General features: G+C 66.5%; 10 protein-coding genes. 9 read left to right on the plus strand and 1 reads right to left on the minus strand.

Annotated features, from left to right (window positions below):
• Window positions 1–503: 503 nt before the first annotated feature.
• The 9 genes from hutU (at window position 504) to hutG (ending at window position 11,521) form a co-directional block, all read left to right on the plus strand.
• Window positions 504–2,183 (plus strand): urocanate hydratase, encoded by a 1,680-nt coding sequence (gene hutU / locus Q6A47_RS11705; protein ID WP_039582696.1) that lies wholly within the window; start codon window positions 504–506, stop codon window positions 2,181–2,183.
• A gap of 93 nt (window positions 2,184–2,276) precedes the next feature.
• Window positions 2,277–3,245, plus strand: coding sequence for an ABC transporter substrate-binding protein (locus tag Q6A47_RS11710; RefSeq protein WP_304484396.1), 969 nt, complete (start codon window positions 2,277–2,279; stop codon window positions 3,243–3,245).
• 27 nt (window positions 3,246–3,272) lie between these two features.
• The gene (locus Q6A47_RS11715) at window positions 3,273–4,124 is read left to right on the plus strand and encodes an ABC transporter permease (protein WP_304484397.1); all 852 of its coding nucleotides are present in this window, start codon (window positions 3,273–3,275) and stop codon (window positions 4,122–4,124) included.
• The gene (locus Q6A47_RS11720) at window positions 4,121–4,951 is read left to right on the plus strand and encodes a quaternary amine ABC transporter ATP-binding protein (RefSeq protein WP_304484398.1); all 831 of its coding nucleotides are present in this window, start codon (window positions 4,121–4,123) and stop codon (window positions 4,949–4,951) included. The genes Q6A47_RS11715 and Q6A47_RS11720 overlap by 4 nt, the downstream gene beginning before the upstream one ends.
• Window positions 4,952–4,959: 8 nt before the next feature.
• Window positions 4,960–6,483: an HAL/PAL/TAL family ammonia-lyase gene (locus Q6A47_RS11725; RefSeq protein ID WP_304484399.1), complete on the plus strand. Its 1,524-nt coding sequence runs from the start codon at window positions 4,960–4,962 to the stop codon at window positions 6,481–6,483.
• 23 nt (window positions 6,484–6,506) lie between these two features.
• Window positions 6,507–8,039, plus strand: a complete 1,533-nt coding sequence (gene hutH / locus Q6A47_RS11730) for a histidine ammonia-lyase (RefSeq protein WP_304484400.1) — start codon at window positions 6,507–6,509, stop codon at window positions 8,037–8,039.
• A 45-nt stretch (window positions 8,040–8,084) separates the two neighbouring features.
• Window positions 8,085–9,488 (plus strand): amino acid permease, encoded by a 1,404-nt coding sequence (locus tag Q6A47_RS11735; protein WP_304484401.1) that lies wholly within the window; start codon window positions 8,085–8,087, stop codon window positions 9,486–9,488.
• 15 nt (window positions 9,489–9,503) lie between these two features.
• Window positions 9,504–10,709 carry an imidazolonepropionase gene (gene hutI / locus Q6A47_RS11740; protein WP_304484402.1) on the plus strand — a complete coding sequence of 402 codons (1,206 nt, stop codon included), beginning with the start codon at window positions 9,504–9,506 and terminating at the stop codon, window positions 10,707–10,709.
• Between the two features lie 8 nt (window positions 10,710–10,717).
• On the plus strand, window positions 10,718–11,521 hold the full coding sequence (hutG, locus tag Q6A47_RS11745; protein ID WP_304484403.1) for an N-formylglutamate deformylase: 804 nt from the start codon (window positions 10,718–10,720) through the stop codon (window positions 11,519–11,521).
• Between the two features lie 28 nt (window positions 11,522–11,549).
• Here hutG and Q6A47_RS11750 read toward each other — a convergent pair whose 3' ends face one another.
• A complete protein-coding gene (locus tag Q6A47_RS11750; protein WP_304484404.1) occupies window positions 11,550–16,169 on the minus strand; it encodes a dermonecrotic toxin domain-containing protein in 4,620 nt (1,539 codons plus the stop codon).
• Window positions 16,170–16,297 lie beyond the last annotated feature (128 nt).

Raw genomic sequence — 16,297 nt, forward strand, 5'->3', positions numbered from 1 at the left:
GCCCTCACCGAACTGCTCGAGCAGCTCCTTGGGGATTTTTGGTAGGTCACGCAGGGGTTTCTTCTTGGTTGGCATACATGCACCTCTTGCTCATTTTATGCCCGAACACAAAATTTCTGACATACCCAAGAGTTGCAACAAAAATCCCCAATCCCCGCCCCCAATCCCCGCCCACAATCACCCCAAAAAACCCCCGAGCCCCCAGTTACCCGTAACGCCCCCCAACAGCCCACACTGTTACCAATCGCCCCGAAATAGCGCAAATCCCCCAACCCCCCCCCTCCCGACACCCCCAAAAAAAACCTTCTCCACCCCACCAACCACAAGGCCCCCAGCCACCCCACCCACCCCCCCAAAAAAACTTGGCAATCCAATTGCATATGCTTGTATGTACAAGTAAAGCCAAGCGCGCCACAGTGGACTGGCTGTCCCCCAGCGCAACAGTGACACCCCGGCCCGCCACTCTCATCGGGTTCGCCCAGATCGCTCAAGGAGCATTGTTCGTGACTGACCAAAAGCCCACCACCTTCCGTGACGTCGAGATCCGTGCCCCCCGTGGCACCCAGCTGAACGCCAAAAGCTGGCTGACCGAAGCCCCCCTGCGCATGCTGATGAACAACCTCGACCCCGAAGTGGCCGAGAACCCCAAGGAATTGGTGGTGTACGGCGGTATCGGCCGCGCAGCGCGCAACTGGGAGTGCTACGACAAGATCGTGTCCAGCCTCAAGGCACTGAACGACGACGAAACCCTCCTGGTGCAGTCCGGCAAACCCGTCGGCGTGTTCAAGACCCACCGCGACGCACCACGGGTATTGATCGCCAACTCCAACCTGGTGCCGCACTGGGCCAACTGGGAACACTTCAACGAACTCGACGCCAAGGGCCTGGCCATGTACGGCCAGATGACCGCCGGCAGCTGGATCTACATCGGCAGCCAAGGCATCGTCCAAGGCACTTATGAAACCTTCGTCGAGGCCGGTCGCCAGCACTATCAGGGCAACCTCACCGGCAAGTGGGTGCTCACCGCCGGCCTGGGCGGCATGGGCGGTGCCCAGCCGCTGGCCGCCACCCTGGCCGGCGCCTGCTCGCTGAACATCGAGTGCCAGCAGACCAGCATCGACTTCCGCCTGCGCACCCGCTACGTCGACGAACAGGCCAGCGACCTGGATGACGCCCTGGCGCGCATCGCCCGCTACACCGCCGAAGGCAAGGCCATCTCCATCGCCCTGCACGGCAACGCTGCCGACATCCTCCCCGAACTGGTCAAGCGAGGCGTGCGCCCGGACATGGTCACCGACCAGACCAGCGCCCACGACCCACTCAACGGTTACCTGCCCAGCGGCTGGACCTGGGAGCAGTACCGCGAGCAGGCCAAGCGCGATCCCGCCGGCACCGTCAAGGCCGCCAAGCGCTCGATGGCCGTGCACGTGCAGGCCATGCTCGACTTCCAGAAGGCCGGCGTGCCGACCTTCGACTACGGCAACAACATCCGTCAGATGGCCCAGGAGGAGGGCGTGAGCAACGCCTTCGACTTCCCAGGCTTCGTACCGGCCTACATCCGTCCGCTGTTCTGCCGCGGCATCGGTCCCTTCCGCTGGGCGGCGCTGTCCGGCGACGCGCAGGACATCTACAAGACCGACGCCAAGGTCAAGGAACTGATCCCCGACGACGAGCACCTGCACCGCTGGCTGGACATGGCCCGCGAGCGCATCGCCTTCCAGGGCCTGCCGGCGCGCATCTGCTGGGTCGGCCTGGGCCAGCGCGCCAAGTTGGGCCTGGCGTTCAACGAAATGGTGCGTAGCGGCGAGCTGTCGGCGCCGGTGGTGATCGGCCGCGATCACCTGGACTCCGGCTCCGTGGCCAGCCCCAACCGCGAGACCGAAGCCATGCAGGACGGCTCCGATGCCGTGTCCGACTGGCCGCTGCTCAACGCCCTGCTCAACACCGCAGGCGGCGCCACCTGGGTTTCGCTGCACCATGGCGGCGGCGTGGGCATGGGCTTCTCCCAGCATTCGGGCGTGGTGATCGTGTGTGACGGCACCGACGAAGCCGCTGCGCGTATCGCTCGGGTGTTGACCAACGACCCCGCCACCGGGGTCATGCGCCACGCCGATGCCGGGTATGAAATCGCTGTCGAATGCGCCAAAGAGCAGGGATTGAACCTGCCGATGATCACGGGTTGATCGGAAGGCCTGGGCGCGCCATGCAGCCCAGGCCATCCCACTTCTTTGCAAGGACTGCCGAATTCCACTTCTAAAGTTTGGGAGCGTCACGCAATGAAAACCAACAAGACCTTGCTTGCTTCGCTGTTCGCCGTTGGCCTGCTCGGCACCGCCGGTGCCACGCAGGCAGCGACCTGGTGCGAGTCCGGCAAACCGGTGAAGTTCGCCGGGCTGAACTGGGAAAGCGGCATGCTGCTGACCGACCTGATGCAGTTCGTGCTGGAAAAGGGCTACGGCTGCAAGACCGACAGCCTGCCGGGCAACTCCATCACCATGGAGAACGCCCTGGGCAGCAACGACATCCAGGTGTTCGCCGAAGAATGGGTCGGACGCAGCGAGGTGTGGAAGAAGGCCGAGGCGGCCGGCAAGGTGGTGGGCGTCGGCGCCCCGGTGGTCGGGGCGGTCGAGGGCTGGTACGTGCCGCGCTACGTGATCGAGGGCGATGCCAAGCGCAAGCTCGAGGCCAAGGCGCCTGACCTGAAGAGCGTCGCCGACCTGGGCAAGTACGCCAGCGTGTTCAAAGACCCTGAGGAACCGAGCAAGGGCCGCTTCTACAACTGCCCGGCCGGCTGGACCTGCGAGCTGGACAACACCCAGATGCTCAAGGACTACGGCCTGCAAGACACCTACACCAACTTCCGCCCCGGCACCGGGCCTGCGCTCGATGCTGCCGCGCTGTCGAGCTACAAGCGCGGCGAGCCGATCCTGTTCTACTACTGGACACCTACGCCGCTGATGGGCCAGGTGGACCTGGTCAAGCTCGAGGAAAAACCGGGCGTGGACAAGACCGTGTCGATCAAGGTCGGCCTGTCGAAAGCCTTCCACGACCAGGCCCCCGAATTGGTCGGCGTGCTGGAGAAGGTCAACATCCCCATCGACCTGCTCAACCAGAACCTGGGCCGCATGAGCAAGGAGCGCATCGAGTCGGCGAAACTGGCGAAGATCTTCCTCAAGGAACATCCTGAGGTGTGGCAGGCGTGGGTCAGCGAAGACGCTGCCAAGAAGATCAACGCGGCGCTGTGAGCGTCCTCACCCTGATGAGTGCAGCCTATGTTTCCTGACAACCTCACGTTCTCCATCGCCGACTGGGTCAATGGCTGGGTCGATGCGTTGGTGACCCACTACGGCGATGTGTTCCGGCACATCTCCGACACCCTGCTGTGGGCCATCGTCAACCTCGAAGGCCTGCTGCGTGCCACGCCCTGGTGGCTGATGCTGGCGCTGGTTGGCGTGCTCGCCTGGCACGCCATTCGGCGTCTACTGCCCACGCTGGTAATCGTCGGCCTGCTGTTCCTGGTCGGTGCGGTCGGGCTGTGGGACAAGCTCATGCAGACCCTGGCACTGATGCTGGTGGCCACGTTGATCTCGGTGTTGATCGGCATCCCGCTGGGCATTCTCTCGGCGCGCAGCAACCGCCTGCGGGCGGTGCTGATGCCGCTGCTGGACATCATGCAGACCATGCCCAGCTTCGTGTACCTGATTCCGGTGCTGATGCTGTTCGGCCTGGGCAAGGTGCCGGCGATCTTCGCCACCGTCATCTACGCCGCGCCACCGTTGATCCGCCTCACCGACCTGGGCATCCGCCAGGTCGACCGGGAGGTGATGGAGGCGATCAACGCCTTCGGCGCCAATCGCTGGCAGCAGCTGTTCGGCGTGCAGTTGCCGCTGGCGCTGCCGAGCATCATGGCCGGGATCAACCAGACCACCATGATGGCCCTGTCGATGGTGGTGATCGCCTCGATGATCGGCGCCCGAGGCCTGGGCGAAGACGTGCTGGTGGGCATCCAGACCCTCAACGTCGGTCGCGGCCTGGAAGCGGGCCTGGCCATCGTCATCCTCGCGGTGGTGATCGACCGCATTACCCAGGCCTATGGCCGGCCCCGTCACGAGGTGAACCCATGAGCGCCCAGCCGATCGGCAAGATCGAAGTGAAGCACGTCTTCAAGATCTTCGGCGAGCGTGCCGCCGACGCGCTGCAACTGATCCGCGACGGGCGCAGCAAGGAGCAAGTGCTGAGCCAGACCGGCTGCGTGGTCGGGGTCAACGACCTGTCGCTGTCGATCGGCAGCGGCGAGATCTTCGTCATCATGGGCCTGTCCGGCTCGGGCAAGTCGACCCTGGTGCGTCACTTCAACCGCCTGATCGATCCCACCAGCGGGCAGATCCTGGTCGATGGCCAGGACATCCTGCAGTACGACATGGACGCCCTGCGTGATTTCCGCCGGCGCAAGATCAGCATGGTGTTCCAGAGCTTCGGCCTGCTGCCGCACCGCAACGTGCTGGAGAACGTCGCCTACGGGCTGAAGGTGCGCGGCGAAAGCAAGGCGACCTGCCAGGCCCGTGCCTTGCAGTGGATCGAGACCGTGGGCCTGAAGGGCTACGAGAAGAAATACCCGCACCAACTCTCCGGCGGCATGCGCCAGCGTGTGGGCCTGGCCCGGGCATTGGCGGCCGACACCGACATCATCCTCATGGACGAGGCCTTCAGCGCCCTCGACCCGCTGATCCGTGCCGAGATGCAGGACCAACTGCTGGAGCTGCAGAAGACCCTGCACAAGACCATCGTGTTCATCACCCACGACCTGGACGAGGCGGTGCGCATCGGCAACCGCATCGCCATCCTCAAGGACGGTCGTCTGATCCAGGTGGGCACGCCGCAGGAAATCCTGCACTCGCCGGCCGACGAGTACGTCGACCGCTTCGTCCAGCGCCGCGCCGTCGCGGTATGAGGAGCCCCATGTCGAACCCTGAAGTGGTGCTGCTCGGCGACGGCCCGGTGCGCTGGCAGGACATCGCCGCCGTGGCCCGGCACGCGGCGCGCCTGGCATTGACGCCGACGGTGTGGGCACGCATCGACAAGGCCCAGGCCATCGTGCGCCGCATCGTCGACAGCGGCGAGCGCGCCTATGGTGTCAACACCGGCCTGGGGGCGCTGTGCAACGTGTCGCTAGCCGGCGAGCAATTGAGCGCGCTGTCGCGCAACACCCTGCTCAGCCACGCCTGCGGTGTCGGCCCAGCGCTGCCGGACGAACAGACCCGGGCGATCATCTGCGCGGCCATCGTCAACTACAGTCATGGCCATTCGGGCGTGCAGCGGGCGGTGGTCGAGGCGCTGCTGGCGCTGCTCGAACACGGCATCACGCCGCAGGTGCCATCCCAGGGCTCGGTGGGGTATCTCACGCACATGGCCCATGTCGGGGTGTGCCTGCTGGGGGTGGGGCAGGTCAGCTATCGCGGGCGCATTGTCGCGGCTGCCGAGGCCCTGGCCGACGCGGGCCTGGCGCCCGTGCAACTGGGCGCCAAGGACGGTTTGTGCCTGGTCAACGGCACGCCCTGCATGACCGGCCTGGCCTGCCTGGCCCTGGACGATGCCCAGCGCCTGCTGGACTGGGCCGACGTGATCGGCGCCATGAGCTTCGAGGCGCTACGCGGCCAGATCGCCGCGTTCGATCCCGAGATCATCGCGCTCAAGCCGCATCCGGGGATGCAGGTTGTGGGCGAGCACCTGCGCGCGCTGCTGGCCGGCAGCGAGGTGATCGCCGCCAGCGAAGGCATCCGCACCCAGGACGCCCTGAGCATTCGTTCGATCCCCCAGGTGCACGGCGCGGCCCGCGATCAACTGGCCCACGCGGTGCGCCAGGTCGAGGCCGAGCTCAATGGCGCCAACGACAACCCCCTGCTGCTCGGCACCCCCGATGACTTTCGCGTGGTCTCGCAGGCCAACCCCCATGGTCAGTCGGTGGCGCTGGCCAGCGACCTGCTGGCGATCGCCATGGCCGAGATCGGCGCCATCGCTGAGCGGCGCCTGGACCGGCTGGTCAACCCGCTGGTCAGCGGCCTGCCGGCGTTCCTGGTCAGCGAGCCCGGCGTCAACTCGGGGATGATGATCGCCCAGTACGTGGCCGCCTCGCTGTGCGCTCAGAACCGCCAACTGGCGCAGCCGGCGGTGCTGGACAACTTCGTCACCTCGGGGCTGCAGGAAGATCACCTGAGCCTGGGCACCAATGCCGCACTGAAGCTGCACCAGGTACTGGAGAACTGCACGCAGATCCTCGCCATCGAGTACCTGCTGGCGGCCCAGGCCTTCGAGTTCCACGCCGACCACCGCCTGGGCGCGGGCACTGGGGCCGCGTGGCGGCAACTGCGCGCGTGCGTCCCAGCCTATTGCCAGGACCGCTGGCTGGCGCCGGACATCGCCACCGCCGCGCGCCTGCTCAAAGACCCTCGACTGCCGCAGCCGCTGCTGGCGGCACGGCACTGAACACAATAACAAGGAGCTATCACATGGACGCTTTGACCCTGACCCCCGGCCAGCTCAGCCTGGCCCAACTGCGCCGCATTCACCAGGCGCCGGTGAGCCTGAGCCTGGATGCAGGCGCCGCCGAAGCCATCGACGCCAGCGTCGCCTGCGTCGAGCGCATCCTCGCCGAGGACCGCACCGCCTATGGCATCAACACCGGCTTCGGCCTGCTGGCCTCGACCCGCATCGCCAGCCACGACCTGGAAAACCTGCAGCGCTCGCTGGTGCTGTCCCACGCCGCCGGTATCGGTGCGCCGCTGGACGATGCACTGGTGCGGCTGATCATGGTGCTGAAGATCAACAGCCTGGCGCGGGGTTTCTCCGGCATCCGTCGGCAGGTCATCGACGCGCTGATCGCCTTGGTCAACGCCGAGGTCTATCCGCACATCCCGCTCAAGGGCTCGGTCGGGGCCTCGGGCGATCTGGCGCCGCTGGCGCACATGTCGCTGGTGCTGCTGGGCGAAGGCAAGGCGCGCCACCAAGGCCAGTGGCTGGACGCCCGTGAGGCGCTGGCGGTGGCGGGACTGCAGCCGCTGACGTTGGCCGCCAAGGAAGGCCTGGCGCTGCTCAATGGCACCCAGGCATCCACCGCCTATGCCCTGCGCGGGCTGTTCCAGGCCGAAGACCTGTTCGCCGCAGCCATCGCCTGCGGCGCGCTCACCGTGGAGGCGGCACTGGGCTCGCGTGCGCCGTTCGATGCCCGCGTGCATGCGGTGCGCGGCCAGCGTGGGCAGATCGACGCGGCGGCCTGCTACCGCGACCTGCTGGGCGATTCCACCGAGGTGTCGCAGTCGCACAAGCATTGCGGCAAGGTCCAGGATCCCTATTCGCTGCGCTGCCAGCCGCAGGTGATGGGCGCCTGCCTGACGCAGATGCGCCAGGCCGCGGAGGTGCTGGCCATCGAGTCCAACGCCGTGTCGGACAACCCGCTGGTGTTCGCCGCCGAGGACGAAGTGATTTCCGGCGGCAACTTCCACGCCGAGCCGGTGGCCATGGCGGCCGACAACCTGGCCCTGGCCATCGCCGAGATCGGCGCGCTGAGCGAGCGGCGCATCTCGCTGATGATGGACAAGCACATGTCGCAGTTGCCGCCCTTCCTGGTGGAGAACGGCGGGGTCAACTCCGGCTTCATGATCGCCCAGGTCACCGCTGCCGCGCTGGCCAGCGAAAACAAGGCCCTGTCGCACCCGCACAGCGTCGACAGCCTGCCCACCTCCGCCAACCAGGAGGACCACGTCTCCATGGCCCCGGCGGCGGGCAAGCGCTTGTGGGAAATGGCCGAGAACACCCGTGGGGTGCTGGCCATCGAATGGCTGGGCGCCTGCCAGGGGCTGGACCTGCGCGAAGGGCTGAAAACCTCGGCGAAGCTGGAGCAGGCGCGTGTCACCCTGCGCCGTGAAGTCCCGCACTACGACCGCGACCGCTTCTTCGCACCAGACATCGAGGTGGCGGTGGACCTGCTGGCCGAGGGGCGTCTTACCGGCTTGTTGCCGGCGGGGGTCTTGCCGAGTCTGTGACCGCTTTCCAGGCCCTTTCCAGCAGCCCAACGATAAGGACGACTCATGCAGCAGGCACAAGGACTCAAACGCGGGCTGACCGCCCGGCACATCCGCTTCATGGCCCTCGGTTCGGCCATCGGCACCGGGCTGTTCTACGGCTCGGCCTCGGCGATCCAGATGGCCGGGCCGGCGGTGCTGCTGGCCTACCTGATCGGTGGCGCGGCGGTTTTCATGGTCATGCGCGCGCTCGGTGAAATGGCCGTGCACAATCCTGTGGCCGGCTCATTTGGCCAATACGCCAGTACCTATCTCGGGCCGCTGGCCGGGTTCGTCCTGGGCTGGACCTACGCCTTCGAGATGATCATCGTCTGCATCGCCGACGTCACCGCCTTCGGCATCTACATGGGCTTCTGGTTTCCCGAGGTGCCGCGCTGGATCTGGGTGCTGGGCATCGTGTTCCTGATCGGCGCGCTGAACCTGTGCAACGTCAAGGTGTTCGGTGAGCTGGAGTTCTGGCTGTCGCTGCTGAAGGTCGGCGCCATCGTCGCGATGATCCTCGCCGGCTTCGGCATCATGGCCTTTGGCCTGGGCCAGGCGGGCGGCGACCCGGCACTCGGGGTTGGCAACCTGTTCGCCCACGGCGGTTTCCTGCCCAATGGCGTCGCCGGGCTGATCGCCTCCTTTGCGGTGGTGATGTTCGCCTTCGGCGGCATCGAGATCATCGGCATCACGGCGGGCGAGGCGCAGGACCCGCGACGCGTCATTCCCAAGGCGATCAACGCGGTGCCGCTGCGCATCCTGCTGTTCTACGTGCTCACCCTGTTCGTGCTGATGTGCCTGTACCCCTGGCCGCAGATCGGCACCCAGGGCAGTCCGTTCGTGCAGATCTTCAGCCACCTGGGCATCGGCTCGGCAGCGGCGGTGTTGAACGTGGTGGTGATTTCGGCAGCGGTGTCGGCGATCAACAGCGACATCTTCGGCGCCGGACGCATGATGTACGGGCTGGCCGAGCAGGGCCAGGCACCACGCGGCTTCGCCCGGTTGTCGCGGCACGGCGTGCCGTGGCTGACGGTGCTGGTGATGGGCGCCGCGCTGCTGCTGGGCGTGCTGCTCAATTACCTGATCCCGGAGAACGTGTTCCTGCTGATCGCCTCGATCGCCACCTTCGCCACGGTGTGGGTGTGGCTGATGATCCTGCTGACCCAGGTGGCCATGCGCCGACGCCTGGATCGCGAGCAAACCGCCGCGCTGGCCTTCCCGGTGCCGTTCTGGCCCTGGGGGCCGGCGCTGGCGATCGTATTCATGTTGTTCATTTTCGGTGTGCTCGGCTACTTCCCCGACACCCAGGCGGCGCTGCTGGTCGGCGTGGTCTGGGTGGTGTTCCTGGTGCTGTCCTACCGGCTGTGGTGCAAACCGCGCGCCGGTGGCGGCCAGGTCGCCCGGGAGCAGGCCGAGCTGCACCGCTGACGTGTGGAGCGCACTATGAGAACCCTCTGGCAGAACTGCCATGTCGCCACCATGGCGCAGGGCAACTACTCGACGATCGAGCAGGCAGCGATCGTCAGCAATGCCGGGCTGATCGAATGGATCGGCGCGCAGGCGGACGTCCCCAGCGTCGAGGCCGAGCGGGTGGTCGACCTGGGCGGCGCCTGGGTCACCCCCGGCTTGATCGATTGCCATACCCACGCCGTGTTCGGCGGCAACCGCAGCGGCGAATTCGAGCAGCGCCTGCAAGGCGTCAGCTATGCCGAGATCGCCGCCAACGGCGGTGGCATCGCCAGCACCGTGCGTGCCACCCGTGCGGCCAGCGAGGACGCCCTGCTGGCGAGCGCCCGCCAACGCGTGCAAGCGTTGCTGCGCGATGGCGTGACCACGCTTGAGATCAAGTCCGGCTACGGGCTGGACCTGGTCAACGAGCGCAAGATGCTGCGTGTGGCCCGCCGCCTCGGCGAGGAACTGCCGGTGACCGTGCGCGCCACCTGCCTGGCCGCCCACGCGCTGCCGCCGGAATACGCCGGACGCGCCGACGCCTACATCGACCTGGTCTGCGAGCAGATGCTGCCGGCCCTGGCCAGCGAAGGGCTGATCGATGCGGTGGATGCGTTCTGCGAGCACCTGGCATTCTCCCCGGCCCAGGTCGAGCGGGTGTTCATCAAGGCCCGTGAACTGGGCTTGCCGGTGAAGCTGCATGCCGAGCAGTTGTCGTCGCTGCATGGGTCGAGCCTGGCGGCGCGCTACCAGGCGCTGTCGGCCGATCACCTGGAGTTCATGACCGAAGACGACGCCATCGCCATGGCCAGGGCCGGCACCGTGGCGGTGCTGCTGCCGGGCGCGTTCTATTTCCTGCGCGAGACCCAGTTGCCACCCCTGGACGCCCTGCGTCGGCATGGCGTGAAGATCGCCCTGTCCAGCGACCTCAATCCCGGCACCTCACCGGTGCTGTCGCTGCGCTTGATGCTGAACATGGGCTGCACCCTGTTCCGTATGACGCCGGAAGAGGCGCTGGCCGGAGTGACCGTGCATGCCGCCACGGCCCTGGGGCTTGGCGCCAGTCACGGCACGCTGGAGGTCGGCAAGGTGGCCGATTTCGTCGCCTGGCAGATCGACCGTCCCGCCGACCTGGCCTACTGGCTCGGCGGCGACCTGCCCAAGCGTGTGGTGCGCCTGGGCCATGAAATTTCCCATTGAGAGGCGTCATGGACAAGGTATTGAGTTTTCACGCAGGCCGCCTGCCGTTGTTGGTCAGCATGCCCCATGCCGGTCTCGCGCTGACGCCGACGGTGCAGGCGGGTTTGGTAGAGCCAGCACGTGGCCTGCCGGACACCGACTGGCACATTCCGCAGCTCTACGATTTCGTCGGCGAACTGGGCGCCAGCGTGGTGGCGGCGCACTACTCGCGGTTCGTCATCGACCTCAACAGGCCCGACGATGACAAGCCGTTGTACGTCGGCGCCACCACCGGTCTGTATCCGGCCACGCTGTTCGAGGGCGAGCCGCTGTTCAAGGACGGTCAGGCGCCGTCGGCCGAAGAGCGCGCCGGATACCTGGCGCAGATCTGGCGTCCCTACCACGACACCCTGCGCCAGGAGCTCGAGCGCCTGCGCGCCGAGTTCGGCTATGCGCTGCTGTGGGACGCCCACTCGATCCGCTCGCACATCCCGCACCTGTTCGACGGCAAGCTGCCGGACTTCAACCTCGGCACCTTCAACGGCGCAAGCTGCGATGCGCAGTTGGCCGAGCGCTTGCAGGCGGTCTGCGCCCAGGCGCCGAGCTACAGCCATGTGCTCAACGGGCGCTTCAAGGGCGGGCACATCACCCGCCACTATGGCGATCCGGCGCAGCACATTCATGCCGTGCAACTGGAGCTGGCGCAGAGCACCTACATGAACGAAGTGGCGCCATTCGAGTACCGCGAAGACCTGGCACGGCCGACCCAGGCCGTGCTGCGGCAACTGCTGGAAACCCTGCTGGACTGGGGCAAGGCGCGCTACGGCCGGTAGCCGCAGCGCCCCGATCAGCGGCCGACGCTCAAGGTCGGTAGTCGTGCGGCAGGTACAGGTGCAAGCTTTCGGGATCTTCCAGTCGCTGCACGATATCGGCCTCCAGCGGGTTGCCCATCAGCGAGACACGCGTCCTGCCGGTGTCGACTGTGCTCACGCCGAGCACCGAGTCTGGCAAGCGGCTGATCTGGTTGTCGTCCAGGTCCAGGATCTGCCGAGGCATCACATCGAACAGCCAGTCTGCCCAGGCGGTCATTCCGGTCTTGCTCAGCGACAGGCTTTCCAGGCGTCTGGCAACTTGGAAAGGCCCGCTGAGCGCAGGACTCACGCTGTTGTCGGAAAGGTCCAGCGATTCGAGTGCAGGTAGCCTCAGCAGGGCCTGCAGGTCGTCGTTGTCGATCGTCAACCCCTGGTTCACCAGTTCGAGCTCGACCAACGAAGCCAGCTCGGTGATGGCCGTTGGCACGTGTTGCAGGGACTGGATGTTTTCGTACAGGGCCAGCGTCGAGAGCCGTGGGAAGCGCCTGAGCAGCGTGTCCAACTGCGCTGGCGTGCCATTCAGGCGCTCGAGAATCAGGTGGTCCACTTGCTGGTCGAAAGCGCTGGGCAGCACCGGCGGGAAGTGCTCCAGCGCCAGGTCGATCAAGTGCAGTGGCGTCTGTGCACCGCGAACCCGCGCTTCCCAGTAGCCGCTCAAGTCATTGGCGATCTGCCAACGCAGTTGCGTGGCACCGCCCTGCACCGACGCGCTGCTCACCCAGTTGAACAGCGCTTCGCGCAATTGAGTGCGCTGGTTGAACAGCGTCTGTAGTTCCGGCAGCAGATGCAGGGGCGCTGCCAGATTGAAATGAAACCGGCGCGCAAGGCCATCCTCGCTGAACATGAGATTGCGCATGTGCGCCTCGCTCAACGGATTGCCGCTCAGCGACACGATGGTGTGGAAGGTATCGCTTTGCTCGTTGAGGGTCAGAAACGCAGGCACCTGGTGCAGGTCGTTGTTCAGCAAGGACACCGCTTCGATCCGCTCCAGAGCGTCCAGGCTCAGCCAGGCTGGCCAGTGCGTCAGCGCCATGCGCTCCAGTCCCAGGTATTGCAGGCGCCACGGCGACAGTTGGGCATCGGCTTGCGCAATCAGGGCATTGCCGCCCAGGTCCAGGTAGGTCATGGCCTCGGGGCTGGCCAGGCGGTCGATGGCCTGCACGCTCAGTTCGATGTTCTGATTGACCAACCGCAGTTCACTGAGCCCGGCCAAGCGCTCGCTGATCGGCCCAAGGCTGTAGCGAAACGCCGAGGCTGGCGCGTCGCTGGCGTACGGGCGCTCGATTTCCAGGGCCTCCAGGGCTGGGAAATGCTGGAACAGGTTGTGCAGGTGGCCCTCTATCTGCGCCTGCGGCGCCTCCTGCTCGAGCGCATGCGCGATCCAGACGTCGCTCAGGCGCAGGCGCTTGACCCCTGAGGTGAAGCTCTCGGGCAACTGCTGGGGAAACTCGGCGATGAAGGTGCGCTCCAGCGTCAGGGTGTCGGGGGACGGACTGGATTCGGGAATGGCGCGCTCGATCCAATGCCCCCAGATCGCCATCTCGATGGAATTGCGCGCGTGGATACGGGTGATGGCATCGCTGATCTGGCCCGGCGAGGCGCGCCAGGCGGCCAGGCTGTTGTCCAGCTCCACTGCCGAGGACGATGGCAACTGTGCGATGCGCTGGGTCATCGCTTCGTGGGTGATTGGCGCATCGGCCAGGTTGCTGAGGATCCAGTTGGCGATTGCCGGCGAAAAGCCTTGGCCCTCGAGCTGGCGCAAGTGGCGGTTGATCGCGTCCAGGTTGCCGATGTCATGCAGCAAGGGGCGAGGGGTGGGGCTCAGGGGATAGCCGAAGCGCCCATCGGCCAGGCGCATGGGCGACCTGAAGCTGCGCCGCTGCAGACCCAGGTGTCGGCGCAGGGCATCACGGGGCATCACGGGTGCGTGGCGAATCTGCTCGCGCAAGGCGGTGGCGTCGACGGCTGTGCCACTGCCGAGCGCTTCGTGCAGGGCGTCGTGAAGCGTGGCATGCAGGCGCAGGGTCGGGCTGTCCGGGTAGGGTTTGGAGACGGTGTAGCCATTCGGGTAGCGGGTGATGAGTTTGCGCTGGAGGCTGTCGCCAGGGCCGACTCGATCGATGGGTTGTGGATCGATGGCGCCTTCATGAAGGTCTATCGCCAGTCCGGCCGGCCAGTCGGGCAATTGCGCGGCAGTGTGCAGGATCAGGCGGTCGCTGTCGGCGCTGTGTGCCGCGTCCAGATACAGGCCCTCGTAGGCACGGTTCAAGCGCAGTTGCTGTTGGTAGACACGGATCTCTTCGCCCACACGCAGCGGCACCTTGCCATCGATCAACTGCTGGACTTCATCGGCCGTGGCGTTGCCCAGCAGCTCTTCAGTCACGGCGTTGGGCAGGTTCGGATAGACCCGTTGGATGACGGCCGCCCCGGGCACCTCGGTACTGGGCAGTTGCCGATAACGCCGCTGGAATTCGCTGCGGCGCTGCGCCAGTGGCAGCCCGGCGCTGTCCTGGGCAATCGCCTGTTCGAGTTTGACGCGCAGCAAGGCATCCTCCAGCAAAGCCGGAAGCCGCTCTTGGTGGCTGAGCGCCCGCCGCAGCACGCTGTCTTCGACGCCGCTGAACTGGGCGAAGCGCAGTGGCAGGTCATCGCCCACGGCGGCACCCAGCGGGCCCAGTCGTCTGAACAGTTCCGGGCCTTGCCAGGCGCTGGGCCGGTCCAGGGCATGCAGCCAGGTGCCGGCGCGATTGTGGCGCAGCGGCAGGCGGTAGCTCATGGCTGGGTGTGCGGGCAGCAGGTGATACTGGTCGGTCTGCGGCGAGTGTCCGACCGCGTAGGTCTGGCCCTCCAGCGTCAGCCAGGTGCGGTCTTGATGGTGCAGCAGTCCCAGGGCATCGGGTTGCAGGCTGGTGGGCAGGGTGATGTCGTGGGCAAAGGGTTGTAGATCGGGTTTCCACAGGCGCTGTTCGCCGTTGGGCAATTCCACGGGATGAAGCGCCTCGATGAACGCCGACCTGGGCACCGCCGCCTGAGCGCCGGCCGCCGCGCCCGCGGCGCCGAGTGCGGCGGTCAGTGCCAGGTTTTCCACCACATCCATCAGGTAACCCTGCGCCTGCTCCCGCTCGCCGTCGGCCCAGCTGTCGAAGCCTTCGTAGGTTTCATAGCTGAGCTGGGCGATCGACAGACTCAGCATCAATTGATCCAGCCCCGGTACCACGAAGGCGGCCACCATCAGCGCATCGCTCGCCCATTGGCTGAAATAGGCGCGACGGCGGGCGGCGCTCTTGCGGTCTTCCTCGGCGCTGGGCACGGCATGGAACAGCGCATCCTGCCTGAGGCGCTGCTGCCACTGGCTGACGCGCTCATCGATGAGGGCCTGGGTGAAAGGCGCGAGGGTCAGGGTGATCCAGGCGTTCGGATCGGGTCTGCGCTGGGCGCTGGCCCCGCCGTGCCCAGGCTCGGGCGTGACCGTCGTCCAGTCGATGGGCTGCAGCACATCGCGCAGTCGGGCGAGGAAGGCTGCGCTGTCGGCGGCGGCGACCGCGCGCGACAGGGCGCCCAGGTCCATGATCGACAGTTGTTCGCGCAGGTAGCGCTGCGCCTGCTGGCTGGTGGCGTGGACTTGAAGCGGCGACGGCGCGCCCGGCAGATAGGTCAGCAGCAGGCCTTTGTAAGGCAGTAGCAGCGGGTCATAGACCAGCAGACGTTCCGGGCTGGGGACCAGGCCGATGACCACGGCGCCGGTCAGCTCGAAGCCCAGCAGCCTCATGCGCGCACAGCGTAGCGGGCTGTCGAGGTACTGCGCCTGGCCGCTGTCGGCCAGGGTCAGCAGGGCTTCGAACAGCCCGTGTTCGAGCATTCCACTCAGGTAGGCGCGGTGCACCTCCAGGTGCCATTGGCCGCGTTGGGCCTGGGTGAAGAGGGCGGTGGCCGACCCGTCGTTGCACAGGCCTTCGACCTGCTTCAGGTAGTTCCCACCGATGTCGAGTTCGCGGCACAGGGCGGCGAAGGCGTGGGGCGCGATGTCGATCACCTGGCCGCTGGTAATCACAGACTCGAAGCGGTCGCTGTCCAGCACCAACGCGCTGAGGCCCGCCGCATCGAGACCGCCCTCGCAGGCTTCGTCGGCCTCGAAGTTCTGCAATGCGCAGTGCAGCAGCGATTGGGTCGCCAGTTTGAAGGCCCGGGCGGCGCCCTGGATCGGGTCGCCGTTGACCTCCTGCTGGTAGGCGACGGCCTTGTTGGCGTTGAACAGGTAAATGCGGTCGACATCCAGCGCCAGGCCGAAGCGGGCCTTCAGCGCAGGGACCAGCAATGTTCTGGCGAACTGCAGCAGGTCCGGCAGCGCTTCCAGTCGCTTGCCGACGGCCGCATCGGCCGCGCGGCTGACGGCGTAGGCACTGGCAAGCGCGCGGGCGGCGTCAGGGCGGGCCAAGCGGCAGTCCTGGAACCAGGCGGGCACAGCGCGCTGTGCGGCGCGCAGGCGTGAATGGACGTCGGCGGGCGCCGCGACCATCCAAGCGGGCGTATGGCAGGCGATCAACTGTTGTTGGGAAGCAGGGGGCGTTGCGCAGGACGTCGACGGTGGCGTCGCGGCAGTCGAGTTCATCGGGAGGACCTCGCGTGATGGAGGGCCCATGCTAGGGACAGGGCTGTGCGCTGCCCCCATAACATGATCTGGCAGATACGCGTGGCGCAGGGGCTATCGTCAGGCCGCCGCTTCGCGTACCGATGTCG

Origin of the sequence: Pseudomonas boreofloridensis, from assembly GCF_030580795.1 — a bacterium.
GTDB lineage: Bacteria > Pseudomonadota > Gammaproteobacteria > Pseudomonadales > Pseudomonadaceae > Aquipseudomonas > Aquipseudomonas boreofloridensis.

Coding starts and splice junctions, on each gene's coding strand:
- Q6A47_RS11710 (WP_304484396.1), top strand. CDS start 2,277: ATGAAAACCAACAAGACCTTGCTTGCTTCGCTGTTCGCCGTTGGCCTG.
- Q6A47_RS11715 (WP_304484397.1), top strand. CDS start 3,273: ATGTTTCCTGACAACCTCACGTTCTCCATCGCCGACTGGGTCAATGGC.
- Q6A47_RS11720 (WP_304484398.1), top strand. CDS start 4,121: ATGAGCGCCCAGCCGATCGGCAAGATCGAAGTGAAGCACGTCTTCAAG.
- Q6A47_RS11725 (WP_304484399.1), top strand. CDS start 4,960: ATGTCGAACCCTGAAGTGGTGCTGCTCGGCGACGGCCCGGTGCGCTGG.
- hutH (WP_304484400.1), top strand. CDS start 6,507: ATGGACGCTTTGACCCTGACCCCCGGCCAGCTCAGCCTGGCCCAACTG.
- Q6A47_RS11735 (WP_304484401.1), top strand. CDS start 8,085: ATGCAGCAGGCACAAGGACTCAAACGCGGGCTGACCGCCCGGCACATC.
- hutI (WP_304484402.1), top strand. CDS start 9,504: ATGAGAACCCTCTGGCAGAACTGCCATGTCGCCACCATGGCGCAGGGC.
- hutG (WP_304484403.1), top strand. CDS start 10,718: ATGGACAAGGTATTGAGTTTTCACGCAGGCCGCCTGCCGTTGTTGGTC.
- Q6A47_RS11750 (WP_304484404.1), bottom strand. CDS start 16,169: ATGAACTCGACTGCCGCGACGCCACCGTCGACGTCCTGCGCAACGCCC.